The organism is Neorhizobium sp. T25_27 (genome assembly GCF_002968565.1).
Classification (GTDB): domain Bacteria; phylum Pseudomonadota; class Alphaproteobacteria; order Rhizobiales; family Rhizobiaceae; genus Neorhizobium; species Neorhizobium tomejilense.
Map to the genome: position 1 here is coordinate 173,413 of NZ_PVBJ01000001.1, position 20,408 is coordinate 193,820.

The 20,408-nt window shown below is 63.0% G+C and carries 28 protein-coding genes and 1 pseudogene; 19 read left to right on the top strand and 10 right to left on the bottom strand.

Annotated features, from left to right (window positions below; genetic code table 11):
* Positions 1 to 16: 16 nt before the first annotated feature.
* Positions 17 to 529 carry a chemotaxis protein CheD gene (locus C5J24_RS00905; RefSeq protein ID WP_105414884.1) on the bottom strand — a complete coding sequence of 171 codons (513 nt, stop codon included), beginning with the start codon at positions 527 to 529 and terminating at the stop codon, positions 17 to 19.
* A gap of 393 nt (positions 530 to 922) precedes the next feature.
* Here C5J24_RS00905 and C5J24_RS00910 point away from each other — a divergent pair.
* Positions 923 to 1,292: pseudogene (locus C5J24_RS00910) on the top strand (hypothetical protein).
* Between the two features lie 66 nt (positions 1,293 to 1,358).
* Here C5J24_RS00910 and mnmD read toward each other — a convergent pair.
* Positions 1,359 to 2,099 carry a tRNA (5-methylaminomethyl-2-thiouridine)(34)-methyltransferase MnmD gene (gene mnmD, locus C5J24_RS00915; RefSeq protein ID WP_105414886.1) on the bottom strand — a complete coding sequence of 247 codons (741 nt, stop codon included), beginning with the start codon at positions 2,097 to 2,099 and terminating at the stop codon, positions 1,359 to 1,361.
* Between mnmD and C5J24_RS00920 the strand changes: the two genes are divergently transcribed.
* From C5J24_RS00920 to C5J24_RS00975, 12 genes are all read left to right on the top strand, one after another.
* A complete protein-coding gene (locus C5J24_RS00920; protein WP_105414888.1) occupies positions 2,098 to 3,288 on the top strand; it encodes an FAD-binding oxidoreductase in 1,191 nt (396 codons plus the stop codon). The two genes, mnmD and C5J24_RS00920, sit on opposite strands and share 2 nt — an antisense overlap.
* A gap of 122 nt (positions 3,289 to 3,410) precedes the next feature.
* Positions 3,411 to 4,118 carry a DUF1045 domain-containing protein gene (locus tag C5J24_RS00925; protein ID WP_105414890.1) on the top strand — a complete coding sequence of 236 codons (708 nt, stop codon included), beginning with the start codon at positions 3,411 to 3,413 and terminating at the stop codon, positions 4,116 to 4,118.
* Between the two features lie 67 nt (positions 4,119 to 4,185).
* The gene (locus C5J24_RS00930; RefSeq protein WP_105416541.1) at positions 4,186 to 5,043 is read left to right on the top strand and encodes an AraC family transcriptional regulator; all 858 of its coding nucleotides are present in this window, start codon (positions 4,186 to 4,188) and stop codon (positions 5,041 to 5,043) included.
* Positions 5,044 to 5,241: 198 nt separating this feature from the next.
* Complete coding sequence (locus tag C5J24_RS00935) at positions 5,242 to 5,949, top strand: AzlC family ABC transporter permease (protein ID WP_105414892.1); 708 nt, start codon at positions 5,242 to 5,244, stop codon at positions 5,947 to 5,949.
* Complete coding sequence (locus C5J24_RS00940) at positions 5,946 to 6,248, top strand: AzlD family protein (protein ID WP_105414894.1); 303 nt, start codon at positions 5,946 to 5,948, stop codon at positions 6,246 to 6,248. The genes C5J24_RS00935 and C5J24_RS00940 overlap by 4 nt, the downstream gene beginning before the upstream one ends.
* Positions 6,249 to 6,318: 70 nt before the next feature.
* On the top strand, positions 6,319 to 7,245 hold the full coding sequence (gene puuE / locus C5J24_RS00945; protein ID WP_105414896.1) for an allantoinase PuuE: 927 nt from the start codon (positions 6,319 to 6,321) through the stop codon (positions 7,243 to 7,245).
* Positions 7,242 to 7,739 carry a 2-oxo-4-hydroxy-4-carboxy-5-ureidoimidazoline decarboxylase gene (gene uraD, locus C5J24_RS00950; RefSeq protein WP_105414898.1) on the top strand — a complete coding sequence of 166 codons (498 nt, stop codon included), beginning with the start codon at positions 7,242 to 7,244 and terminating at the stop codon, positions 7,737 to 7,739. The genes puuE and uraD overlap by 4 nt, the downstream gene beginning before the upstream one ends.
* A 68-nt stretch (positions 7,740 to 7,807) precedes the next feature.
* On the top strand, positions 7,808 to 8,098 hold the full coding sequence (locus tag C5J24_RS00955; protein WP_046635257.1) for a nucleotidyltransferase family protein: 291 nt from the start codon (positions 7,808 to 7,810) through the stop codon (positions 8,096 to 8,098).
* Positions 8,095 to 8,457, top strand: coding sequence for a DUF86 domain-containing protein (locus tag C5J24_RS00960; protein WP_105414900.1), 363 nt, complete (start codon positions 8,095 to 8,097; stop codon positions 8,455 to 8,457). Before C5J24_RS00955 ends, C5J24_RS00960 begins: the two co-directional genes overlap by 4 nt.
* 28 nt (positions 8,458 to 8,485) lie before the next feature.
* Entirely contained in the window at positions 8,486 to 8,986 is a 501-nt protein-coding gene (locus C5J24_RS00965; protein WP_105414902.1) for an ureidoglycolate lyase, read from the top strand.
* Positions 8,983 to 9,339, top strand: a complete 357-nt coding sequence (gene uraH, locus C5J24_RS00970; protein WP_105400395.1) for a hydroxyisourate hydrolase — start codon at positions 8,983 to 8,985, stop codon at positions 9,337 to 9,339. The genes C5J24_RS00965 and uraH overlap by 4 nt, the downstream gene beginning before the upstream one ends.
* Positions 9,339 to 10,088, top strand: a complete 750-nt coding sequence (locus C5J24_RS00975; RefSeq protein WP_105414904.1) for a metallophosphoesterase — start codon at positions 9,339 to 9,341, stop codon at positions 10,086 to 10,088. The genes uraH and C5J24_RS00975 overlap by 1 nt, the downstream gene beginning before the upstream one ends.
* Before the next feature lie 4 nt (positions 10,089 to 10,092).
* On the opposite strand, the gene C5J24_RS00980 is transcribed toward C5J24_RS00975, so the two are convergent.
* Entirely contained in the window at positions 10,093 to 10,494 is a 402-nt protein-coding gene (locus C5J24_RS00980) for a type II toxin-antitoxin system HicB family antitoxin (RefSeq protein ID WP_105414906.1), read from the bottom strand.
* A 2-nt stretch (positions 10,495 to 10,496) separates the two neighbouring features.
* Positions 10,497 to 10,685 carry a type II toxin-antitoxin system HicA family toxin gene (locus C5J24_RS00985; RefSeq protein WP_105400397.1) on the bottom strand — a complete coding sequence of 63 codons (189 nt, stop codon included), beginning with the start codon at positions 10,683 to 10,685 and terminating at the stop codon, positions 10,497 to 10,499.
* A gap of 113 nt (positions 10,686 to 10,798) precedes the next feature.
* Here C5J24_RS00985 and C5J24_RS00990 point away from each other — a divergent pair, with 113 nt between their 5' ends.
* Positions 10,799 to 11,542 (top strand): hypothetical protein, encoded by a 744-nt coding sequence (locus tag C5J24_RS00990; RefSeq protein WP_105414908.1) that lies wholly within the window; start codon positions 10,799 to 10,801, stop codon positions 11,540 to 11,542.
* Between the two features lie 28 nt (positions 11,543 to 11,570).
* On the opposite strand, the gene C5J24_RS00995 is transcribed toward C5J24_RS00990, so the two are convergent.
* Positions 11,571 to 12,716 carry an alpha-hydroxy acid oxidase gene (locus tag C5J24_RS00995; protein WP_105414910.1) on the bottom strand — a complete coding sequence of 382 codons (1,146 nt, stop codon included), beginning with the start codon at positions 12,714 to 12,716 and terminating at the stop codon, positions 11,571 to 11,573.
* A gap of 295 nt (positions 12,717 to 13,011) precedes the next feature.
* On the opposite strand from C5J24_RS00995, the gene C5J24_RS01000 reads away from it, so the two are divergent.
* Positions 13,012 to 13,257, top strand: a complete 246-nt coding sequence (locus tag C5J24_RS01000) for a type II toxin-antitoxin system Phd/YefM family antitoxin (RefSeq protein ID WP_105414912.1) — start codon at positions 13,012 to 13,014, stop codon at positions 13,255 to 13,257.
* Entirely contained in the window at positions 13,247 to 13,528 is a 282-nt protein-coding gene (locus C5J24_RS01005) for a type II toxin-antitoxin system RelE/ParE family toxin (RefSeq protein ID WP_105414914.1), read from the top strand. The genes C5J24_RS01000 and C5J24_RS01005 overlap by 11 nt, the downstream gene beginning before the upstream one ends.
* A gap of 25 nt (positions 13,529 to 13,553) precedes the next feature.
* Here C5J24_RS01005 and guaD read toward each other — a convergent pair whose 3' ends face one another.
* Positions 13,554 to 14,876, bottom strand: a complete 1,323-nt coding sequence (gene guaD / locus C5J24_RS01010) for a guanine deaminase (RefSeq protein WP_105414916.1) — start codon at positions 14,874 to 14,876, stop codon at positions 13,554 to 13,556.
* Complete coding sequence (puuD, locus tag C5J24_RS01015) at positions 14,873 to 16,099, bottom strand: urate hydroxylase PuuD (protein WP_105414918.1); 1,227 nt, start codon at positions 16,097 to 16,099, stop codon at positions 14,873 to 14,875. Before puuD ends, guaD begins: the two co-directional genes overlap by 4 nt.
* A 305-nt stretch (positions 16,100 to 16,404) precedes the next feature.
* On the opposite strand from puuD, the gene C5J24_RS01020 reads away from it, so the two are divergent.
* Positions 16,405 to 16,764: a hypothetical protein gene (locus tag C5J24_RS01020; RefSeq protein ID WP_105414920.1), complete on the top strand. Its 360-nt coding sequence runs from the start codon at positions 16,405 to 16,407 to the stop codon at positions 16,762 to 16,764.
* Positions 16,765 to 16,851: 87 nt separating this feature from the next.
* Here C5J24_RS01020 and C5J24_RS01025 read toward each other — a convergent pair whose 3' ends face one another.
* Positions 16,852 to 17,769, bottom strand: coding sequence for a LysR substrate-binding domain-containing protein (locus C5J24_RS01025; protein ID WP_105414922.1), 918 nt, complete (start codon positions 17,767 to 17,769; stop codon positions 16,852 to 16,854).
* Between the two features lie 96 nt (positions 17,770 to 17,865).
* Here C5J24_RS01025 and C5J24_RS01030 point away from each other — a divergent pair, with 96 nt between their 5' ends.
* Entirely contained in the window at positions 17,866 to 18,093 is a 228-nt protein-coding gene (locus C5J24_RS01030) for a hypothetical protein (RefSeq protein WP_105414924.1), read from the top strand.
* A gap of 50 nt (positions 18,094 to 18,143) precedes the next feature.
* Here C5J24_RS01030 and C5J24_RS01035 read toward each other — a convergent pair whose 3' ends face one another.
* On the bottom strand, positions 18,144 to 19,073 hold the full coding sequence (locus tag C5J24_RS01035; RefSeq protein WP_105414926.1) for a LysR substrate-binding domain-containing protein: 930 nt from the start codon (positions 19,071 to 19,073) through the stop codon (positions 18,144 to 18,146).
* 110 nt (positions 19,074 to 19,183) lie between these two features.
* On the opposite strand from C5J24_RS01035, the gene C5J24_RS01040 reads away from it, so the two are divergent.
* Entirely contained in the window at positions 19,184 to 19,417 is a 234-nt protein-coding gene (locus tag C5J24_RS01040) for a hypothetical protein (RefSeq protein ID WP_105414928.1), read from the top strand.
* Here C5J24_RS01040 and xdhC read toward each other — a convergent pair.
* Positions 19,391 to 20,224 (bottom strand): xanthine dehydrogenase accessory protein XdhC, encoded by an 834-nt coding sequence (xdhC, locus tag C5J24_RS01045; protein WP_105414930.1) that lies wholly within the window; start codon positions 20,222 to 20,224, stop codon positions 19,391 to 19,393. The two genes, C5J24_RS01040 and xdhC, sit on opposite strands and share 27 nt — an antisense overlap.
* Between the last annotated feature and the right edge of the window lie 184 nt (positions 20,225 to 20,408).

Genomic DNA, 20,408 nt, shown 5'->3' on the forward strand with positions numbered 1-20,408 from the left:
GACGTATCCAACCCTTTCAATATCGCCTTTCCCGCGCCGCCCCGGCAACCGAGGGAGCGGGCATGGTGTCGGTAATCCTCATCTGCACCTTGCCTGTCGTCGGTTGAAACGTGATCCAGCGCGCCAGATCGTCGCCGAGGCTGGTGTCGACAAGCTTGATGCCCTCTTCCAGAAGGAACCGCCTGGCGAATGCGGAATTGAGAGAGCCCGGATCGTAGCCGCTCGACTTTCGCGTGCGGCCGCCAAAGAGCTTGGCCCTGAGATTTCGGCGTTCGGCACCGAAACCATAAAGATCGTCGACCAGCGTCCGCATGGCCAGATCACCATAACGTTCCGGGCGTTCAGCGATATCCAGTCCGCCACACGTCGGCAGGATGAAATGATTCATCCCTCCGATATTGGTGACCGTATCATAGATGCAGGCCGAGACGCAGGAGCCGAGAACGGTCATCAGTATCATATCGGGATCGGCGGACACCGCATATTGACCGCCGAGGACATGAATATGGTGGGAGTCCATGAAGTTCATCTAATGCTCCAATCCCGTGTATGCGGCGACAATTTTCACGTAAAAGTATGAAGGCGCTACGCGGACGGGAAGGCCCAACAATGAATGACGAGAAGTACTGGCTGATACGTATTTTGTAATTCCAGGGACGTGGGGGGTGGTCCGCGCTCGATCGGGAGCGGCATGCGCGCGTTTCGCCGCTATGGAGCGACAACCAGGTCCGCCGCTGGTTGGGACGAAGCGAAACCTTGCGCGGCGGCTCCGCTTCCGCAGAGCTGGTCGATCCTGTCACAGGCTTTCTGCCGCGGGCGGTTTTCCGTTCAGGGAGCGTTAAGCAGGGCATGTGCATTGTCCGGGAATATCGGGCCTTTTCCTGCCGCTCGCAGGCGCTCGGTGGAAACGGAGACGCTTGTGATGAAGAAGATAATTGTCTCGGCGCTGATCCTGGCGGCCACCTGCACTAGCATCGTGGTACCCGCCGGTGAAGCAGCGGCCCAGCAATGGGACAGACACTACGACCGATACGATCGATACGACCGATACGATCGCCGTGGTCCTCCGCCTCCGCCGCAGACATCGTAACAACGACGGCGCCATAATCGCCGGGGGCCTGGCGGCCGGCGTCATAGGCGGCCTGATCGGCGGCGCTCTCGCCAATGACGGCGGGCCGCGCTACATCGATCCGCCACCGCCGCCTCGGCCGCGCTGCTGGTTCGAGGACCGCCGCGTCCGCAACGCCTATGACGGCGGCTGGCACATGGAAAGCCTGCGCGTCTGCCAATAGGTGGCGCGCGACATGATGGATGGCAGCCGGTCTCAGGGCCGGCTGTTTTGCGTTGGGCGGAGCCGATCAGGGCGCCGGTTTTATGCCGCACAACATCTCGCGCTTGCCAGCAAAGCCGGCCCGCCGTTCGACCGTGAAACCGGCGGCCTGCAGGTTCCGCCGCACGAAGCCGGCGGCCGCATAGGTGCCGAACGTGCCGCCTGATAAGGTCTTGTTGTAGATCGCCTGCATGATTTCCGGCGACCACATCTCCGGATTGCGCGACGGCGCGAAACCGTCGAGGAACCAGGCGTCGAAATCGGCCTCCGCCACCGAGACGCCTTCGAACGCAGGGCCGCAGACGACCGTCAACCGGGTCTCGGCGTCAGCGTCGATCACGACGTGGCCAGCGGGTTTGTCCGGCCAGGCCTCGATCAGCGCCTGCCGTTCCGCATCGATCTCCGGCCAGCGGGCGAGCGCCCGGTCGATCTCGTCACGCTGCATCGGGTAAAGCTCGAACGAGGTGAAATGAAGCTTCGCGCCTGTGCGGCGGACAAGCTTCCACTGCCGCCAGGTCTCGCAGAAGTTCAACCCGGTGCCGAAGCCGAGTTCGCCGATCCGAAAAGGCCGGTGCCTTTCCCAGCGCTCAGGCAGGCCCCAGCGCTCCGGCAGGCCATTGCCGGCCAGAAACGTGTGGCCACATTCCAGCCGACCGTCGGTGCGGCAATAAAAGTGATCGCCAAACTTTTGCGAATAGGGCATATCGCCGTCATGCCAGTCCAAGGTCTGGCTTTCGGTCACACGAATTTCAGGATCACGGTCGCTCATGGGACATGCGGATAATCCTGCCGGCTTCGGCGGTCAATCTCATGCTCTCCCACCCTCCGCCGATCTCGTCATCCTCGGCGGCGGCATCATGGGCCTCTGGGCGGCGGTCAAGGCCGAGCGGCTCGGTATCAATACCCTGCTTGTCGATGCTGGCCCGCTGGGGCAGGCGGCGAGCGGCGGGCTGCTCGGCGCCCTGATGCCGCACATGCCGGACAAGTGGAACGACAAGAAACAGTTCCAGTTCGATGCACTTCTATCGCTGGAAGACGAGATCAGCGAGCTCGAAGCCGAGACCGGCGTCGTCTGCGGCTACCGCCGCTCCGGCCGGCTGATCCCGCTGCCGAAGCCGCACTTACGGAAGATCGCGCTCGGGCACTCGGCCGATGCGGAAGCCTGCTGGCGGCGCGGCGACCGCCGTTTCCATTGGCATGTGCTCGACCGCCCGCCGCAAAAAGGATGGCCGGATGCCTCCTTCGCGGGTGCCGGACTGGTGCATGACACGTTTGCCGCCCGGGTTTCGCCGCGCGGCCTCGTCTCGGCGCTCGTCGCTTATCTGCGGACGGCCAGCAATGTGCAGATCGTGGAAGGCATCGAAGCGGAGGCGATCGATCCAGTCGCGAATAGGATTATATTCCGTGGCGGCGAAAGCGTCGCCTTCGGTCACTGCATCGTCTCGGCCGGCTACCGGTCCTTCCCCCTGCTTCAGGGCATCTCGCCGCCGCTGAACCATGCGATCGGCCAAGCGGTCAAAGGGCAGGCAGCGCTCCTCAAGGCCGATATCGACCCCGCCTTGCCGGTGATCTTCCTGAACGGCCTTTATGTGGTCGCCCATGAGGGCGGTCACGTCGCGGTCGGCAGCACCAGCGAGGATGTATTCGGCGACCCGTCCTCGACCGATTCCCAGCTGGACGAGCTGATCGCGCGCGCCCGGGCGCTGGTGCCGGCCTTGGCCCAGGCCCCGGTCGTTGAACGCTGGGCGGGATTGCGGCCGAAGGCGATCGACCGCGATCCAATGGTCGGCGCACACCCCGATCACGCCCGAGTGATCGCGCTCACGGGTGGTTTCAAGGTGAGCTTCGGTATCGCGCACAGGTTGGCCGATGCTGCCCTCAACGCCCTGAACGGCCGGGAAATGCGGCTTCCGGCGTCGTTCACGCTCGCCAATCACCTTGCCGTCGCCTCGCGTTAAACGCGAACTTTCGCTCCTTCGCGTCGTTATTCTGTCACGCAAATCACTTAACCCCCACGCAGGGATTGTTGAGCAATGCGTAAAACACGGGGTTGCTGAAAAGGACGTTCAGAAGGTGACGCATGCGCTATGCCATTCATTTCACGCCTCCGGCGCATGATCCGCTGACGCTTGCCGCGGCCCAGTGGCTCGGTCGCAATGCCTTTTCGGGCGAGGCGATGGAGCCGCCGGCGATCCGCGGCATCGGCATCCACGACATCGCCTTCAATACCGCGCTGCCGCGTCGCTACGGTTTCCATGCGACGCTGAAGGCGCCGTTCCGGCTGGCACCCGACTGCACCGAGCCGATGCTGCTGCGCCATCTGATGCGCTTTGCCGGCACCCACAGCCCGTTCGAACTGCCGAAGCTCGAAGTCGTCCGGCTCGGCAATTTCTTCGGCCTCGCGCCGGTCGTCCCGTGCGATACCGCCCGGTTCCTCGCCGCTTCCGTCGTCCAGGAGTTTGACAATTTCCGCACGCCGCTGTCGGAAGCCGAGCTGGAGCGCAGCGATTCAGGCGATCTCTCGGCGCCGCAATTCGCCAACCTGTATCGCTGGGGCCACCCTTACGTGATGGACGAATTTCGTTTCCACATGACCCTGACCGGCCCGCTGTCGCCGGTCGAGATGCCGCGTTTCGAAATTGCGCTGCGCGATTATTTCGAGCCCTATCTGAAAAAGCCGGTCGAGATCGCCAACCTGGCGCTGTTCATCGAGGAGGAGCCCGGCGCGCCCTTCCAGGTGCATTCGCTGCACCCGATGGGACGAGTGGCGGCGCGCAAGATCGCCTGAGATTTTGGGTGCCGGCGGCGCACTTTTGTTCAAGAGCGACCGCGCTCTCATCTGCTATATTCTCCCCATGGAGAATATCTCGCAGGAACAGGCCACCGACCACATGCCGCTGATGCCGGCAGAGGTGACCCGTTTCTGGCGCGACGATCGCTTCGGCGGCATGGAATGCCTGCGCGCGACGTTTCTCACCCACGAATTTGCGCCGCATGCGCATGATACGTTCAGCATCGGTGCGATCGAGCAGGGCATGCAGGTCTGCACCATCAAGGGCAGTCGCGAAAGCGCCGGGCCGGGCGGGCTCTACCTGATCAATCCGGGCGAGACACATGACGGGGCGCCGCGGGGTGGCGGTTATCGCTACCGGATGATCTATCCGGATGTCGCACTGCTGCGCGAGATACTCGAAGACGTCACCGGCAAACCCTTCCGGGGCACGCCCGCCTTCGGCATCCAGCTCCTCCACGACCAGGCGCTCGCCGACGCTTTCCACGAGGCGCACCGGACGCTGGAGGAGGGTTCAGGCGCGCTCGAAGCCAGCCAAGCGATGTTCCTGGTGCTCGACGCAATGTTCCGTCGCCACGGCAGTTCGATCATCGTGCCGGCCGATTCGACCGAGCGCACCGCCGTGCGCCAGGCCCGCGACTACCTCACCGAGCATTTTGCGTCCGATGTCGGGCTGGAGGAACTCGCGACCGTCGCGGGTCTCAGCCGCGCCCACCTCATCCGCGCGTTCCGCAAGGAATTCCACATCACCCCGCATTCCTTCCTGACCGATATCCGCATCCGTGCGGCCCGCAAGCGGTTGAGGGAAGGCGGCCAGCCGGCCGAGATCGCGCTCGAATGCGGTTTTGCCGACCAGGCCCATTTCACCCGCCACTTCAAGGCCCGCACCGGGCTGACGCCGGGGCAATACCGGGCTCGCTGATCACTTTCGTTCAAGACGGTAGATGTCGGTCGCCTTAATCCTCCCCTCATCCGCCTGCCGGCACCTTCTCCCCGAGGGGAGAAGGTATATGCCGCAGCGTCTCGAATCCTCCTCTCCTCCCTCGGGGAGAGGGTGGCCGAGCGAAGCGGAGGCCGGGTGAGGGAGCGACGTGCTCTGACGTTAGATCAAGGTTGTTGGATGAACGACGATACGAAACTGCAAGACTTCCTCAGCGGCATGCGGGCAATCTCGCCGCTGATCGCCGCGGTCATCCCGATCGGCCTCGTCTTCGGGGCGGTGGCGGCGACTAAAGGCCTGTCGCCGGCGGAAGCCGGCCTGATGAGCGCGCTCGTCTTTGCAGGCGGTTCGCAATTCGTGGCGATGGATATCTGGACCCATCCGGCCTCCTGGACGGGTATCGGTTTTGCAGCCCTTCTGGTCAACATTCGCCACGTGCTGATGAGCGCCTCGCTCGGCACAAGGATGGAGGCTTTCAGCCAGCCGGCGCGCTATCTCTCGATGCTGTTCCTCGCCGACGAAATCTGGGCGATGGCGGAGTTCCGGGCCAAGGTGGCGCGGCTGACGCCCGCCTGGTTCGCCGGCCTCGCCATGCCCTTCTATCTCGCCTGGGTGCTCTCGGGGTTGGCTGGTGCCGCGCTCGGTGCCTTTCTCGGCGACCCGGTGGTGCTCGGGCTCGACTTCGCCTTCCCGGCCGTCTTCATCGTGCTGGTCATGGGCTTCTGGAAGGGACCGGAAACCGGCGCCGTGCTGCTGGCGAGCGGTGCCGCCGCCGTCGCCACCCAACATTTCGTGCCGGGCGTCTGGTATATCGCCGCAGGTGCCATCGCCGGCCTTGCCGCCGCCTTGGTGACCGGCAAATCCCGGGATATCGAGGTGACGCCATGACTGTCGATCTCGCCACGCTCATTGCCATCCTCACCATGGCGGCCGCGACCGCGCTCACCCGGTTGAGCGGCCTCGTGCTCATCCGCCACGTTTCCCTTGAAGGCAGCCGCCGCAAGGCGATCGAATCGATTCCGCCCGCCGTGCTGATGGCCGTCGTCGCGCCGACTGCGTTTGCTACCGGGATCGCTGAAACCTTGGCCTGCGCGGTGACTGCTTTTGCGGCACTTCGGCTGCCGATGCTCGTTTCCGTGGCACTCGGGGTCGCCTCGGTCGCGATCCTTCGGGCGCTCGGCCTCTAAGCGTCGTTTCCATCTCGACATGGCCGGAAAGGGTGCGCTACCGTCCGGCCTCATTCGTCGAAGGTGACCCATGCAGGCAAAAGACTATCCGCGCGAACTCGTCGGCTACGGCCGTTCCACCCCTGATCCGAAATGGCCGGGCGGCGCCCATGTCGCGGTCCAGTTCGTGATCAATTATGAGGAGGGTGGCGAGAGCTCGATCATGGACGGCGATCCGGCCTCGGAAAACCTGCTGTCGGAAATCGTCGGCGCTGCCCCCTGGCCAGGCCAGCGCAACCTCAACATGGAATCGATCTACGAATACGGCTCGCGTGCAGGCTTCTGGCGGCTGTTTCGGATGTTTACCGAACTCAAGGTGCAGACCACCGTCTACGGCGTGACGCTCGCCATGGCCCGCAACCCGGAAGCGGTCGCCGCCATGAAGGAAGCCGGCTGGGAAGTCGCCAGCCACGGCTACCGCTGGCTGGAATACAAGGATTTCCCGGAGGCAAAGGAGCGCGAACACATCCTCGAAGCCGTGCGCCTGCATACCGAACTCGTCGGCGAGCGGCCCTACGGCATGTACCAGGGCAAGCCCTCCGACAACACGCTGAAACTGGTCATGGAAGAGGGCGGTTTTCTCTATTCCTCCGACAGTTATGCGGACGATCTGCCCTATTGGGTACCCGGTCTTGACCGGCAACCGTTCCTAATCATCCCCTATACGCTGGAGACCAACGACATGCGGTTTGCGACGCCGCAGGGGTTCAACACCGGCGACCAGTTCTTCACCTACCTGAAGGACGCCTTCGACGTGCTTTATCAGGAGGGCAGGGAAGGCGTGCCGAAGATGATGTCGGTCGGCCTCCATTGCCGCCTCGTCGGGCGGCCCGGCCGCGCCGCCGCGTTGAAGCGTTTCATCGAATATGTGCTCAGCCACGACAAGGTCTGGATCCCGCAGCGCATCGAGATCGCCAGGCACTGGCATGAGCATCACAAGCCGGCTGGCGCCCTATGACCGCCCGCGGCGATTTCATCCAGATGTTCGGCGGCGTGTTCGAGCATTCGCCCTTCATCGCCGAACGCGCCTACGACGCCGGCCTGATGCTGGTGCCGCTGACGTCCAAGAGCGTGCATGACGCGCTCACCTCGATCTTCCGGCGGGCAAGCCGCGAGGAACGCCTCGGCGTGCTGCGCGCCCATCCCGACCTTGCGGGCAAGCTGGCGATCGCCGGCGAACTGACCGAGGACAGCAAGAAGGAACAGGAAGGCGCGGGGCTCGATCGGTTGAGCGCCGAGGAACACGCCCGCTTCACAGAGCTCAACGCCGCCTACATGGAAAAATTCGGCTTCCCCTTCATCATCGCGGTCAAGGGGCTCACCAAGGACGACATTCTGGCCGCCTTCGAGAAGCGCATCCACAACACGGCCGAAGAGGAATTCGATACCGCCACCGCCCAGGTGGAAAAGATCGCGCTCCTGCGTCTGCAATCGCTGCTTCCGGGACATTGAGGTCTTGGACGCTTCTTTCCCCGATCCCTTCCGTCGCTTATATTGGCGATATCAGGAGTGACGCCGCCATGAGACCGTCGGAAGTGCTGGAGAAGAACCGGGAGGCTATACGCGAAGCGGCAACACGCTTCAACGCGGCGAACCCGCGTGTCTTCGGCTCCGTTGCGCGCGGCGAGGACGGACCGGACAGCGATATCGACATTCTTGTCGATGCGCTCCCCGGCACCACCCTGTTCGATCTCGGCGGGCTGCAGGACACGCTCGAAACGCTGCTTCAGGTCAAGGTCGATCTCGTCACGTCCGGGGGCATCCGCAACTCGATGCGCGACCGGATACTGTCGGAAGCGGCTCCCATATGAGTGCTGACCGCCTGAGGGAATATCTCGACCAGATGCATTCCGCAGCACTTCAAGCCTGCGACTTCGTGGCGGGGATGGAGCAGGAGAGGTTTCTCGGCGACATTCGCACGCAGATGGCGGTTGGCATGGCGTTGATCCTGATCGGCGAGAGTGCCGCGAGGATCATGACGCATCATCCCGACTTCCCCGTCGATCATCCGGAAATTCCGTGGTCGAAAATGAAGGGCATGCGCAATTTCGTCGTCCATGACTATTACGAGCTGGAGCTTCCCATCGTTCTGGAGACGGTGACAACCTCGCTGCCGCAGCTTCTGTCCCAGCTCGACTCCCTGCGCAACTGGCGTGCCCAGGGCGAATAACGAAGCCGAATGATCGAAGGCGAATGACGTGACCGAATATCTGGAAATCCTGCCCCTCACAAAGGAAGCCTTCGCGCTCTTTGGTGATGTCATCGAGGCCGATCCGGCGACCATGCGGCTGATCAACGACGGCACGACCGAGCGTTATCATGCGCTCGCCGAGCCTGTGGTGATCGGCGAGCCGGAGCGGCTGATCTTCAGTATCTTCCGCAGCAAGCCGCGGCAGTTCCCCTACGCGATCACCATGATGGAGCGGCATCCTTTCGCCAGCCAGAGCTTTTCGCCGATCTCCGGCCAGCCGTTCCTGATTGCCGTTTCGGATGACGAAGGCGGACGGCCGGGCAAGCCGCAGGTCTTTCTCGTGCAACCGCATCAGGGCGTCAATTATTTCCCCAATTCGTGGCATCATCCCCTGATGGCGATCGGCGTCGTCAGCGATTTCCTGGTCGTCGATCGCGACAACACATCCGCAAATTATGAGGAAGCGTTCTTCGAGACCCCGTATCTCATCGCGGAGCCAAGCCTATGACGGGTCTCACCACCCATGTCCTCGACACCGCCAGCGGTACGCCTGCGGAGGGGCTTTCGATCGATCTCTACCGGCTGAACGGCGAGACTCGCGAGAGGCTGAAGACCATCGTCACCAACAGCGACGGCCGCGTCGATGGCGGGCCGATTCTGGTTGGCGAGACCTTTCTTGCCGGCGAATACGAACTGGTTTTCCACGCCGGCGCCTACCTTCGAGCCCGCGGCGTCGCACTTGCCGAGCCGGCCTTTCTCGACGTGATCCCGATCCGTTTCGGCATTTCCGACACGACGGCGCACTATCATGTGCCGCTGCTGCTCTCGCCCTACGGTTATTCCACCTATCGGGGGAGCTGATGCGTTTTGCCGCGATCGCCGACATCCACGGGAATTGCGTAGCGCTCGAAGCGGTGCTTGCCGATATTCACGCACAGGGCATTACCGAAATCGTCAATCTCGGCGATTGCCTGAGCGGCCCGCTTGAGGCCGGGCGCACTGCGGACCTGCTGCTCCTTCTCGATACGATGGCGACGCTGACGGTGCGCGGCAATCATGATCGGTACCTGATCGAAAACCCGGCTGACGCCATGCCGTCATGGGAAGTGCACGCCTTTTCGCAATTGGCGCCGCGCCATCTGCAATGGCTGCGCAAGCTGCCGTTCAGCGCCGTTTATCGGGACGAGGCCTATCTTTGCCACGCCACGCCGCAGTCGGACAGCGTTTATTGGCTGGAGCAGGTATCGAGCGAAGGCCATGTCTTCCTGAAGCCGCTGGAGGAGATCGAGGCGCTGGCTGATGGCATCGAGCAGCCGCTGATCCTCTGCGGCCACAGCCATATTCCGCGGGCGGTGCAACTGTCCGATGGCCGGCTGATCGTCAATCCCGGCAGCGTCGGCTGCCCGGCCTATGACGACGATACGCCGCATTTCCACAAGGTGGAAACGGGCCACACCATGGCGTCCTACGCGATCCTGGAAAAGACCTCCGCCGGCTGGACACCGCAATTCTGCAACGTGTCCTACGATCACCTGGCGATGTCGCGCCTCGCCGCCGAAAACGGCCGCGCCGACTGGGCGGTGGCGCTGGCGACCGGCCGGGCGGGGTAGGTTTTCAGCCGGTGCTGCGTTCGATCTCGTGGCTTGCTGCACGGGCCAGGAAACCCGATCGCGACAGGCCATGATCCGCCGCGAAACGGTCGATCCGTTCCAGCACGTCTTCCGGCAGCGTGATATTGATGCGGACGGCCTTGGCTGTCTGGCTTTTCAGCGTCACGAGGATCGCCACACCGTCGCGATTGTCCGGATCTGCCATCACGCTTTCAAGGCTCGACGGTTCCGGGATCGTTTCGCCATCCTCGACCATGCCTTCGACGTGAAGGGCAAGCGCCTCCTCCGCCATATGGCGCGCCTCGTCGAGCGTCGCGCCGGCGGTGACCACACCCGGAAAATCCGGGAAGGAGACGCCGTAGTCGCTCTCCGCGTCCCTATGGATCAGGCCGATATAGTTGCTCATGATCACCTCAGCTTCAGTCCAGCTTGTTTCTCGATACTGCGCAATGTGCCGAGCGGAATATCGCGCTTCGGATGGGGCACGGTCACACGGCCCGGTTTTTGCGGATGTTTGAACTGAACATGACTGCCCTTCTGGGCAACCTCCATCCAACCATCCCGGCGCAACAGCGCGATGACCTCGGCGCTTTTCATCGGCTGAATTTATACACACTCATACACAATATCAATCCTTGCCTGAAGGAGCGGAAACCTTTCGGCAATCCTTCCCCCCGATACTTCTTTCCGATTCGACAGGAGAGATCGTCATGGCTCAAACGCGCGGCAAATCCGGTTCTCGGCGCAAGAGTTCGCCGAAGCGGTCGTCGGGCTCCGGTTCCTCGCTCTGGCCCTGGCTCGGGGCGCTGGCGCTGGTGGCCGGCGGTATCGCGCTTTATGAGAATTCCGCGGAGGCCCGGCGTTTCGTCAAAGGCCTGACGTCCGGCAGCCAGGTCCAGGTTGCCGCAAAACCGGTGCCCGCAAAGCCCGTACAGGCAAGTTCCGGGCCGTCGCACCGCCCAATGGCGCCGAAGCCGGCGGCTGCTCCCGATCAGAGCCACACCGCCGCGATCATCCCGCCTGCGCCTATCGGCAAGCCGGTCATCGAGGAAATGCAGAAGGCCGCCGAACAGCCAAGGAGCAGCGAGAGCCTCGCCGGCGCCTATCAGGCGAAATTCTATCTGTGCGGTTCGGCCAAGCAGGACGACTGCGTCGTGGCCGCGGACCGTTTCGTGTTCCACGGCCAGAAGATCCGGCTGGTCGGCATCGAGGTGCCCGACATCAAGAAGCCGCGCTGCGAGGCGGAGCGGATCAAGGCTAGCGATGCGGAGCTGCGGGTGCGCGCCTTCCTGGATTCCGGCCCGTTCGAACTCGTCACCTGGCAAGGCAACGAGGACGAGATCGAAGGCCACAAGCTGCGCGAAGTGACGCGCAACGGCCGCTCGCTCGCCGATGTCCTTGTCAACGAGGGCCTGGCCAGGCGACCGGGCGCCGGCAAGGGCGGCTGGTGCTGATCGCAGCACCGACCACTCTCGGCAGTCGTCAGAACGGCATGTTGGCGAGGATGTTGCGGTCGATATCTTGGACATCGCGCTTGCCGCACAGCGCCATGGTGATGTCGAGTTCCTTGCGGATGATCTCGAGTGTCGTGGTGACGCCTTCCTTGCCCATGGCGCCGAGGCCGTAGAGGAAGGGCCGGCCGATATAGGTTCCGCGGGCGCCGAGCGCCACCGCCTTCAGCACGTCCTGGCCGGAGCGGATGCCGCCATCCAGATGCACTTCGATCCGGTCGCCGACCGCTTCGACGATCCTCGGCAGCATGCTGATCGAGGAGGGGGCGCCGTCAAGCTGGCGGCCGCCGTGGTTGGAGACGATGATCGCATCCGCGCCGGTGTCGGCGGCGGCGCGCGCGTCCTCTTCGTCGAGGATTCCCTTGATGATCATCTTGCCGCCCCAGAGGTCCTTGATCCAGCGGATATCGTCCCAGGAAAGCCGCGGGTCGAACTGTTCCGCCGTCCAGGCGCCGAGCGAGGAGAGGTCCGAAACATTGCTCGCATGGCCGACGATATTGCCGAAACCGCGGCGCTTGGTCCCCAGCATTTCCAGGCACCATCTCGGGCGCGTCACGAGCTGCAGGGCGGCGTTGAGCGTCGGCTTCGGCGGAGCGGCGAGGCCGTTGCGCAGGTCCTTGTGGCGCTGGCCGAGGATCTGCAGGTCGGCGGTGACGACGAGCGCCGAGCATTTCGCCGCCTTGGCGCGGCCGATCAGCCGTTCGACGAAGCCGCGGTCCTTCATCACGTAGAGCTGGAACCAGAAGGGTTTGGTGGTTACCGAGGCGACGTCCTCGATCGAGCAGATGCTCATGGTCGACAGCGTGAAAGGCACGCCGAATTCTTCTGCCGCCTTTGCGGCCAGCATTTCACCGTCGGCATGCTGCATGCCGGTCATGCCGGTCGGCGCCAGCGCCACGGGCATAGCCGCTTTTTCGCCGATCATCGTGGTTTCAAGCGTGCGGTTGGTCATGTCGACCAGTACGCGCTGACGCAGCTTGATCTTGGAGAAGTCTTCCTCGTTCGCCCTGTAGGTCCCCTCGGTCCAGGCGCCGCTGTCGGCATAGTCGAAGAACATCTTTGGCACGCGACGGCGGGCAAGGTTTTTGAGATCGGCGATGGTCAGCGGTTTGGACATCAGTCGAATTGCTTTCGAAGGCGGGGAGACAAGACGGGCAAGGAACTAGCATAAATTTTCGGCTCTGGTCACCGAAAATGATCGGGTTTCCCGCGGTGCGTCCAGGCATTCGTCGGGCAGCGATGCCAGACGCCTCGCTCACCTGCTCGCCACTCCCTTCAGAAGCCTGGACGTCGAGGCGGCGGCGGACAAGTGGTCGGCTTGGTCCTCATAGATTTGGCTGGAGAGGTATGATATTTGATGCTGAAATTCGTACTTGAAGCAGGTCAAATTCACTGGCGGGAAAGATAGAATTATGCAGCGCGTCGAAGCAGAAGTCGCCGTCAGTGTCTCCGATCTGAAGAAGAACCCGACGGCCATCGTAGAGGGTGCTTCCGGGGCTGCGGTCGCTATCCTCAATCACAACCGGATCATGGCCTATATGGTGCCCGCCAGCACCTATGAGGCCATGATCGATGCCCTTGACGATCAGGCGCTTGCCGAAATCGCAAAGGCGCGGACGACGGAAAAGGGCGTGCCGGTCAGCCTCGATGACCTTTAGGCTGGAGTTTCTACCCTCCGCCCGCAAGGAATGGGACAGGCTCGGCGCGACGCTCCGGGAGCAATTCAAGAAGAAGCTAGCGGAAAGGCTCACACATCCGCGCGTACCGGCCGATGCCTTGCATGGCATGGCCGATCACTACAAGATCAAACTGCGGTCGCCCGGATATCGGCTGGTCTATCGCGTCGAGGACGAGAGGATCACGGTAGTGGTCGTCGCCGTCGGCAGGCGCGAGCGCTCCGAAGTTTACAAGGCCGCCAGAAAGCGCTGACCCGGCCGAGAAGGTTGCAATGCCCTCAGACGGCGGGTCGATCCAGCTCGCCCTTCATCGCCCTGCCCGCCACATAGGTCTCGACCACGGCGCGGTCGTCGCCCATGGTCTGGAGCAGGAAGAGTTCCTCGGCCAGCGTCTTCACCGTTTCCATCCGCAGCCGCATGGCGGGCGTCGAGGCGCCGTTCAGCACCACGAGGTCGGCATCGGTGCCGGGCTCCAGCGTGCCGATATGTGCCGCCATCGAAAGCGCCTCGGCATTGCCCCTTGTCATCAGGTAAAAACTTTCGAGCGGGTTCAGGCGCTCGCCGAGGAGCTGCTGGATCTTGTAGGCCTCGTCCATGGTGCGCAGCATCGAATAGCTCGAGCCGCCGCCGATGTCGGTCGCGACCGCCACCCTGACCGGCTTTTGCCGCCGCATCAGCGATTTCATCGGGAGCAGGCCGGAGCCGAGGAAGAGGTTGGAGGTCGGGCAGTGGACGGCGACGGCGCCGGCCTCGGACAACACGTCGGCTTCGCGGTCGGAGAGATGGATCGCGTGGCCGAGCAGGGTCTTGGGCCCGAGAAGGCCGTAATGGGCGTAGATGTCGGTATAGTCCCTGGCGTCCGGATAGAGTTCGCCCGTGTAGCGGATCTCCTCGTGGTTTTCGGAGAGATGCGTCTGGATATGCAGGTCGGGAAATTCCAGCGCCAGCGCCTGCGCGGCCTTCATCTGGGCGGGCGTCGAGGTGATCGCGAAGCGCGGCGTGATGGCGACGTGGCAGCGGCCCTTGCCGTGCCAGTCGGCAATCACGGCTCTCGTTTCGTCATAACCCATCTGCGGCGTGTCGAGCAGGCCCTGCGGCGCGTTGCGGTCCATCATCACCTTGCCGCCGACCATGCACATGCCGCGCTTCAGCGCTTCGGCAAAGAAGGCGTCGGCCGAGGTCTTGTGGACGGAGCAATAAGCGACCGCCGTCGTGGTGCCGTGGCGCAGCAGCTCGTCATAGAAATATGTGGCGATGCGCGCCGCGTGCTCGCTTTCGACGAACCGGCATTCCTCCGGAAAGGTGTAGGTGTTCAGCCACTCGAGCAGGTTGGCGGCATAGGAGGCGATCACCTGCATCTGCGGAAAATGCAGGTGCATGTCGATGAATCCGGGCAGGATCAGATGTGGGCGGTGGTCGATTTCCTCGATGCCCTCGGGCGCGATCGCCTTCACCGTTCCGTAGCTGCCGGCAACCGAGATCTTGCCCTCGTCGATCAGCAGCGCACCGTCGCTTTCATAGGCGTAACTGTCCGTGTCGGTCAGGGAGTGCGGAGCGCGCTTGAAGGAAAGCAGCCGTCCGCGGATCAGCATCTGGGTCATTGGGATATCGTGCTTTCGTACCAGGCCACCAGCAGCCGTCGTTCTTCCGGCGAGATGGCGGTGACATTGCCGGGCGGCATGGCATGACTGCGGCCCGCCTGGATATAGATCTCCCGCGCGTGGGCGGCAATCTCTGCGTCCGTTTCCAGCTTGACGGATTTAGGGGTGAAACTGACACCCTCGTAAACAGGTTCCGCCGCATGACACATGGAACAGCGCGCCTGCACCACGTCCCTTGCTGCGCCGAAATGGGCGTTGGCGGCGAATTGCTGGGCGACCGGGGTCATCGAGGTCTCGGTCTCGCCGGTCAGCACCTTCGGAACGGTCGAGAGCCACATGATGACGATGAAGAGCAGCACCGTCACCAGCCAGGTCCAGGTCGGCTTGCCCTTGCGGGCATGGGTGGTGTTGAACCAGTGCCTTATCGTCACGCCCATCAGGAAGACCAGTGCGGCGATCACCCAGTTGAAATGGGTCGCGAATGCCAGCGGATAGTGGTTCGACAGCATGAAGAAGATGACGGGCAGCGTCAGGTAGTTGTTGTGCAGCGAGCGCTGCTTGGCGATGGCGCCGTATTTCGGGTCCGGCGTGCGCCCCGCGATCAGGTCGGCAACGACGATCTTCTGGTTGGGAATGATGATGAAAAAGACGTTGGCCGACATGATCGTCGCGGTAAACGCACCGAGATGCAGGAAGGCGGCGCGGCCGGAGAATACCTGCGTATAGCCCCAGGCCATGAGGATCAGCACCAGGAAGAGCAGGCCCATCAGCCCCCAGGTGTTTTTCCCCAGCGGCGACTTGCAGAGCAGGTCGTAGATGATCCAGCCGACAGACAGCGATGCGAGCGACAGGCCGATCGCCTGCCAGGGCGCGAGATCCATCACCGTGCGGTCGATCAGGAACAGGTCGGCGCCGCCGTAATAGACGATGCAGAGCATCAGGAAGCCGGAAATCCAGGTGAAATAGCTCTCGTATTTGAACCAGGTCAGGTGCTCGGGCATCTGTGCCGGCGCCACCAGGTATTTCTGGACGTGGTAGAAGCCGCCGCCATGTACCTGCCATTCCTCGCCATAGACGCCGGCGGGCATGTTTGGGCGCTTCGTCAGTCCCAGATCGAGCGCGATGAAATAGAACGACGAGCCGATCCAGGCGATCGCCGTGATGACATGGAACCAGCGGGCGGCGAAACTCAGCCATTCCCAGGCGACGGCATATTCATACATTCAGACTTCCCCTTTTTGCCCCCCGACTCGTCACTTTGGGGAAAAAACCCGGCCAAGGGAAGGGGGCGCTGCCGGGAACACTTTTTGTTCCGCAACGGAACCGGGGCTGGCAGCTTCGAGTTCCTTTCGCGCGATCCCCATGATTGGCAATAGTAGAGTGTTCTTAATTGTGCATCGCGATAAGTAAGGGTTAATTGGTCAGATCGACTCACGTATTGTGACAGTTGCAAGTCAGCCGGCGAAAGCTTGGTAATGCGTGCGGTTCGAGCCGGTGATGGGGGCATTCATCAACGGAGACTAAGCTCATGCGTGGTATTCTGACAGGTGTGATGATTGCGTACGCGTCCTGCATCCAGATCGGTTCGGCCAGTGCCCACGAGGCACACAGCGCGACCGGCGTGACCTGGAAATATGACGGCTTCTGTTGCAATGGCGACAACCATACCGGCGATTGCCAGATGATCTCGACCAAGAACGTCAAGATCATCGACGGCGGCTACGAGATCATCCTGGGTCCGGGCGATCATCGGCTGATCACGCGCCCGCATGATTTCAGGTTGCCGCAGAGCCAGGCGAGGAGAAGCCAGGACGAGGAATATCATCTCTGCCTCTATCCGACCGAAGATACGCTGCGCTGCTTCTACGCGCCGGATATGAGCTATTAGAGGCCGTCAGCGGCCAGAAGTAACATGTCCAGCCGGTTTTCCGTCCAGCAAAGCGGCGGATAGAAAACCGACTGCAGGGTCCCGACCCTAGTCCCGGAATGTCGGCATGGTTTTCCGCATGAAGTCGCGGAAGGCGCGGATTTTCTTGGAGTTCCTGCGGGCTTCCGGGTAGACGAGCCAATAGTCGCTGCCGTCATAGCCGAGAATGTCGAAAGGCTGGACCAGCCGTCCGAGTGCGATATCGTCGGCATAAAATTCCGGCTGCAGGATCCCGACCCCCTGGCCGGCGATCGCGGCGGCGGCCTCGAAGGCCTGCGCCCCGTACCTGCTCACCGGCCGGCCGGTGAGATCGACATCCGGCAGGCCGGCTGCGGCAAACCAGACCGGCCACCAGGGATCACCCGGATCGATGATCCTGAGCTTCAGGATGTCCTCGGGCGTCTTCACGCCGCCGATCGTGGCGGCGAAATCCGGGCTCAGCATCGGTGTGAAATGATTGCGCATCAGAAAATGCCCGCGCAGGCCCGGCCATTCACCCTTGCCGCTGCGGATCGCAATGTCGGCCTGTGCCCGCGAAAAATCGATCATCTCCTGCGATGTCTCCAGCCTGACGGCAACGCCCGGGTTTTCGAGCTGGAAGGTGCCCAGATGGCGCGCCAGCCAGCGCGAGGCGAAGGTCGCCGTCGAATGGATGATCAGCGTGCCCTCCGATGCGTCGTGCAGGGTGGTGAGCGCATCGCCCATGATCGCGAAAGCCTCGGTGATCCTCGGCGCCAGCCGCTCCCCTGCTTCCGTCAGCGAGACCTGCCGCGGCCGGCGCAGGAAAAGCTGTTCACTGAGCGTGTCCTCCAGAAGCTTGATCTGGTAGCTCACCGCCGTCTGGGTGAGCCCGAGTTCCTCGCCGGCCCGGGTGAAACTCATCAAGCGGGCGGCAGCTTCGAACACCCGAAGCGCATTCAGCGGAAACTGTTTCGACATCTTCATAGATAAGGTCTCTTGATCCATGCAGACGGTAATTCGATTGGATTACCGAGATTTTCCGGCGCAAATTACCTCCATATCGATCAAATGAAAACGGGGTATCCCCGTTGGAGGCAAGAGATGTTTTCAATCCTCAACCGGCCGTTCGAGCAGTTTCTCCCGAAGCTCGGCATTGCCGCCGCGATCGGCCGCCGTCTGGCAGTCCGCCGCAACACCCTCGATCTGGAAGAAATGCCGCAATCCTGGCAACGGGACCTCGGCCTGCTCGATGGCCGCGACAAGCGCGGGCCGCAGGACGAGGGCGCGTTCCGTGCAGCACGGCTTCTCTATTCGCAGCGGAACCTTTGAAGCGTGCAGCGGCCGCGGGCGGCTTGCCCGACGATCAGCTTGCCCGGCCTTTAAGCGACCGCCCCGGTCAGGTTTTTGCCTATGGTCGCGAGGTCATGGGCAAGGGCCGACTGGATCCATGCCGTGAATGCCTTGATCTTGGAGGTGTTCCGCCGTGCCGGCTGATAACCGAGCCAGTAGGCTTGGCCGTCGCCGAGGCAGAGGTCGAAGGGCTGGACGAGCCGCCCCGATGCCAGGTCGTCCCGGAAGAAAAACGGGCTCAGCATCGCGACGCCGTCGCCGGCAATCGCGGCCTTGGCTTCAAGGTCGAGCGCGCCAAGTGCGTTGAGACCCGTATGCCGGATCGTGCTGGGGTCGATGCCGGCGGCGTCGAACCATTCGCGCCACCAACCCCTCGTATTGGAAATCCAGGGCAGCTTCAGAAGGTCCGTCAGCTGCGTGATGCCGCCGACGGTCTCGGCGAGATGCGGCGCCAGCATCGGCGAATAGTCCAGTCGCAGAAGCGGATGGCAGACCAGCCCCTCCAGCGGTTCCGCGCCGATGTGGATGGTGATGTCGGGCCATGTGCGCTGCTGTCCGCCGACGTCCATCTGGCGCAACAGGCGCACCGCGATCTGCGGATATTCGGCCTGGAAGGTCCCGAGGCGCGGCGAGAGCCATTGGGCCGCGAATGTGGGCGGCGAGTGGATTTCCAACGTTTCCTCAATGCCGTTCCGCGTCGATTGCACCGCTTCGGTCAGCAGCGTGAAAGCCTCCGCCACCTTCGGAAGCAGCTTTTCACCCGTTTCGGTGAGTTTCAGCGCCCGTGGACGGCGCAGGAAAACTGTGTCGCCGAGAAAATCCTCCAAGAGCTTGATCTGGTAGGTCACCGCCGTCTGGGTCATGCCGAGTTCTTCCGCGGCGCGGGTGAAGTTTTCCAGGCGCGCGACGGCCTCGAAGACCCGAAGTGCATTCAGCGGAAACCGGCGTGATAATTTCATCGATAAGTTCTCTTGATCGCGACCGACTGTATTTGAATTGGAATTTCCCGGCAATCGGCTCCATTGATGGTCGCAACCAAATAATCCTCTCCTGTCGATGTGGAGCAACCATGCTGTCCGCGGACGCCTACCCGTTGCCTTTGAAATCCTCCCGCCCGGTGTCCGCCTGGCGGCAGCTCGGCCGGTTTTTCCACAGGCTCCTGCAGCCCGCGGGTCCAAGCATCCCGGCACTGCCGGACGAGCTGCGCGGTGATGTCGCGCTCCCGGAAGCCGGGCCGCAAAGCCGCGAGGCGGCATTCTGGGACGGGAAACGGCGCTCAGGCGGTCGGGATCTGCCGCTTTGAGATCTGCGCCTGCCGCGCGGCGTAGGTTTGAAGCAGTTCGGCGGCGACGAGTGCTGCGATCACGGCCGGGCGCTTGTCCCTGACCGCCATGCCCCCGATCGGCAGCACGAGACGGGAGAGCGTTTCATAGCCTCCGCCTTCGCGCTTCAGCCAGTTGGCGAAGGTGGCGCGTTTGGTCCGCGAGCCGATCATGCCGACATAGGCAAGGTCGGTGCGTGCCAGTGCCTTTTGGGCAATCAGGAAATCCAGCGCATGGTCGTGGGTGAGGATGATCGCCGCGCCGCCGGCGGGGATCTTTTCGACAAATGCTTCCGGCATCGCGGTCAGGTGTTTTTCCGTTTCGGCCGGCAGGTCGTCCAGCGCTTCGGCGCGGGTCTCTATGACGGTCACCGCGAAGGGCAGGGGGACCAGCGCCCTTGCGAGCGCCTGGCCGACATGACCCGATCCGAACAGCGTGACCGCCGGCCGGTCGTCCTCCTCGTCGCGCAGGCGCTTTTCCAGCGTCTCCGCCAGCTCCGGCATCAACGGCTGGAAGGCAAGCCGGGTATGGCCGCCGCAGCACTGGCCGATCTCCGGCCCGAGCGGAATATCCATCACCGCCTCGCCGCCGCCTGACAACATTGCCCGAGCATTGTCGATCGCCATATATTCGAACTGCCCCCCGCCGATCGTCCCCCAGATCGCGTTGTCGGCGACCAGCATGAACGTGCCGGCTTCGCGGGGCGTGGAGCCCTTCGCCTCGTGGATTTCGACGAGGATTGAGTGTGGGTGAGTGGTGATGAAGGCGGGGAAGGTGAGGTCGCGCACTAGGCACCCCCCTCTGTCCTGCCGGACATCTCCCCCACAAGGGGAGAGATCGGCAGGACGCACTGTTCCGCCCCAGTCTCAGCCTTGTCCGCGACGTAAGCCCGTCCCTTCGAGAGGGAGTGGGAGTTGGCCACATCCGATCTCCCCCCTTGAGGGGGAGATGCCCGGCAGGGCAGAGGGGGGT

Bases quoted from the DNA above. Each gene is read 5' to 3' on its own strand.
- C5J24_RS00905 (WP_105414884.1), bottom strand. From the start codon at position 529: ATGAACTTCATGGACTCCCACCATATTCATGTCCTCGGCGGTCAATAT.
- C5J24_RS00920 (WP_105414888.1), top strand. From the start codon at position 2,098: ATGGGACATGCGGATAATCCTGCCGGCTTCGGCGGTCAATCTCATGCT.
- mnmD (WP_105414886.1), bottom strand. From the start codon at position 2,099: ATGAGCGACCGTGATCCTGAAATTCGTGTGACCGAAAGCCAGACCTTG.
- C5J24_RS00925 (WP_105414890.1), top strand. From the start codon at position 3,411: ATGCGCTATGCCATTCATTTCACGCCTCCGGCGCATGATCCGCTGACG.
- C5J24_RS00930 (WP_105416541.1), top strand. From the start codon at position 4,186: ATGGAGAATATCTCGCAGGAACAGGCCACCGACCACATGCCGCTGATG.
- C5J24_RS00935 (WP_105414892.1), top strand. From the start codon at position 5,242: ATGAACGACGATACGAAACTGCAAGACTTCCTCAGCGGCATGCGGGCA.
- C5J24_RS00940 (WP_105414894.1), top strand. From the start codon at position 5,946: ATGACTGTCGATCTCGCCACGCTCATTGCCATCCTCACCATGGCGGCC.
- puuE (WP_105414896.1), top strand. From the start codon at position 6,319: ATGCAGGCAAAAGACTATCCGCGCGAACTCGTCGGCTACGGCCGTTCC.
- uraD (WP_105414898.1), top strand. From the start codon at position 7,242: ATGACCGCCCGCGGCGATTTCATCCAGATGTTCGGCGGCGTGTTCGAG.
- C5J24_RS00955 (WP_046635257.1), top strand. From the start codon at position 7,808: ATGAGACCGTCGGAAGTGCTGGAGAAGAACCGGGAGGCTATACGCGAA.
- C5J24_RS00960 (WP_105414900.1), top strand. From the start codon at position 8,095: ATGAGTGCTGACCGCCTGAGGGAATATCTCGACCAGATGCATTCCGCA.
- uraH (WP_105400395.1), top strand. From the start codon at position 8,983: ATGACGGGTCTCACCACCCATGTCCTCGACACCGCCAGCGGTACGCCT.
- C5J24_RS00975 (WP_105414904.1), top strand. From the start codon at position 9,339: ATGCGTTTTGCCGCGATCGCCGACATCCACGGGAATTGCGTAGCGCTC.
- C5J24_RS00980 (WP_105414906.1), bottom strand. From the start codon at position 10,494: ATGAGCAACTATATCGGCCTGATCCATAGGGACGCGGAGAGCGACTAC.
- C5J24_RS00985 (WP_105400397.1), bottom strand. From the start codon at position 10,685: ATGAAAAGCGCCGAGGTCATCGCGCTGTTGCGCCGGGATGGTTGGATG.
- C5J24_RS00990 (WP_105414908.1), top strand. From the start codon at position 10,799: ATGGCTCAAACGCGCGGCAAATCCGGTTCTCGGCGCAAGAGTTCGCCG.
- C5J24_RS00995 (WP_105414910.1), bottom strand. From the start codon at position 12,716: ATGTCCAAACCGCTGACCATCGCCGATCTCAAAAACCTTGCCCGCCGT.
- C5J24_RS01000 (WP_105414912.1), top strand. From the start codon at position 13,012: ATGCAGCGCGTCGAAGCAGAAGTCGCCGTCAGTGTCTCCGATCTGAAG.
- C5J24_RS01005 (WP_105414914.1), top strand. From the start codon at position 13,247: ATGACCTTTAGGCTGGAGTTTCTACCCTCCGCCCGCAAGGAATGGGAC.
- guaD (WP_105414916.1), bottom strand. From the start codon at position 14,876: ATGACCCAGATGCTGATCCGCGGACGGCTGCTTTCCTTCAAGCGCGCT.
- puuD (WP_105414918.1), bottom strand. From the start codon at position 16,099: ATGTATGAATATGCCGTCGCCTGGGAATGGCTGAGTTTCGCCGCCCGC.
- C5J24_RS01020 (WP_105414920.1), top strand. From the start codon at position 16,405: ATGCGTGGTATTCTGACAGGTGTGATGATTGCGTACGCGTCCTGCATC.
- C5J24_RS01025 (WP_105414922.1), bottom strand. From the start codon at position 17,769: ATGGATCAAGAGACCTTATCTATGAAGATGTCGAAACAGTTTCCGCTG.
- C5J24_RS01030 (WP_105414924.1), top strand. From the start codon at position 17,866: ATGTTTTCAATCCTCAACCGGCCGTTCGAGCAGTTTCTCCCGAAGCTC.
- C5J24_RS01035 (WP_105414926.1), bottom strand. From the start codon at position 19,073: ATGAAATTATCACGCCGGTTTCCGCTGAATGCACTTCGGGTCTTCGAG.
- C5J24_RS01040 (WP_105414928.1), top strand. From the start codon at position 19,184: ATGCTGTCCGCGGACGCCTACCCGTTGCCTTTGAAATCCTCCCGCCCG.